The organism is Ruegeria lacuscaerulensis, from assembly GCF_013031245.1.
GTDB classification, from domain to species: domain Bacteria; phylum Pseudomonadota; class Alphaproteobacteria; order Rhodobacterales; family Rhodobacteraceae; genus Ruegeria; species Ruegeria lacuscaerulensis_C.
In genome coordinates this window covers 1-1249 of the sequence record NZ_WPZL01000100.1, presented here as the reverse complement: position 1 = coordinate 1249, position 1249 = coordinate 1, and the positions used below count along the sequence as shown (strand labels likewise).

1 protein-coding gene and 1 pseudogene are annotated in these 1249 nt (G+C 55.6%); both read left to right on the top strand.

What is annotated here, in order from left to right; translation table 11 throughout:
* Positions 1-136 (top strand): annotated as a pseudogene (locus GOX66_RS25490) (co-chaperone GroES); the annotation flags it as partial.
* Between the two features lie 64 nt (positions 137-200).
* A partial coding sequence (gene groEL, locus GOX66_RS25485) for a chaperonin GroEL (RefSeq protein ID WP_170766712.1) occupies positions 201-1249 on the top strand: 1049 nt, incomplete at its 3' end.

Below are 1249 nucleotides of genomic sequence, written 5' to 3'. Positions count from 1 at the left end.
CGGCGAACTGATCGCAATGGCTGTAAAAGCTGGCGACAAGATCCTGTTCGGCAAATGGTCGGGCACCGAGGTCCAGATCGACGGCGAAGAACTGCTGATGATGAAAGAAAGCGACATCATGGGGATCATCGAGTAAGCCCAAACGCTTTCTCTGATCTTCTCACGCTTTATCTCAATACAATTTCTCAAGGAGAAAAAACATGGCTGCTAAGGACGTCAAGTTCGACACCGATGCCCGTAACCGCATGCTGGCAGGTGTGAACATCCTGGCCGATGCTGTCAAAGTGACCCTGGGCCCCAAAGGCCGCAACGTGGTTCTGGACAAATCCTTTGGCGCACCGCGCATCACCAAAGACGGTGTTTCGGTTGCCAAGGAAATCGAACTGGAAGACAAGTTCGAAAACATGGGCGCGCAGATGGTGAAAGAAGTCGCCAGCCGCACCAATGACGAAGCCGGCGACGGCACCACCACCGCAACCGTTCTGGCACAAGCCATCGTTCGCGAAGGTCTGAAGCAGGTTGCTGCTGGCCTGAACCCGATGGACCTGAAGCGCGGCATCGACCTGGCAACTGCCAAGGTTGTTGAAGGCATCAAAGACGCCTCGCGCGAAGTCAAAGACTCGGCAGAAGTTGCTCAGGTTGGCACCATCTCGGCCAACGGCGAAGCCGAAATCGGCCAGCAGATCGCCGACGCGATGCAGAAGGTTGGCAACGAAGGCGTTATCACCGTCGAAGAAAACAAAGGTCTGGAAACCGAGACCGATGTTGTCGAAGGTATGCAGTTCGACCGTGGCTACCTGTCGCCTTACTTCGTCACCAATGCAGACAAGATGATCGCAGAACTCGACGACTGCATGATCCTGCTGCACGAAAAGAAACTGTCCTCGCTGCAGCCGATGGTTCCGCTGCTCGAGCAGGTGATCCAGTCGCAAAAGCCGCTGCTGATCATTGCTGAAGACGTTGAAGGCGAAGCGCTGGCAACTCTGGTTGTCAACAAACTGCGCGGCGGCCTGAAAATTGCTGCTGTCAAAGCACCGGGCTTCGGCGATCGCCGTAAAGCCATGCTGCAGGACATCGCAATCCTGACCGGCGGTCAGGTCATCAGCGAAGATCTGGGCATGAAGCTCGAGTCCGTCACCATGGACATGCTGGGCACCGCCAAGAAAATCGAAATCACCAAAGACGAATCCACCATCGTCGACGGTGCTGGCGAGAAAGCCGAGATCGAAGCACGTGTTGCTCAGATCCG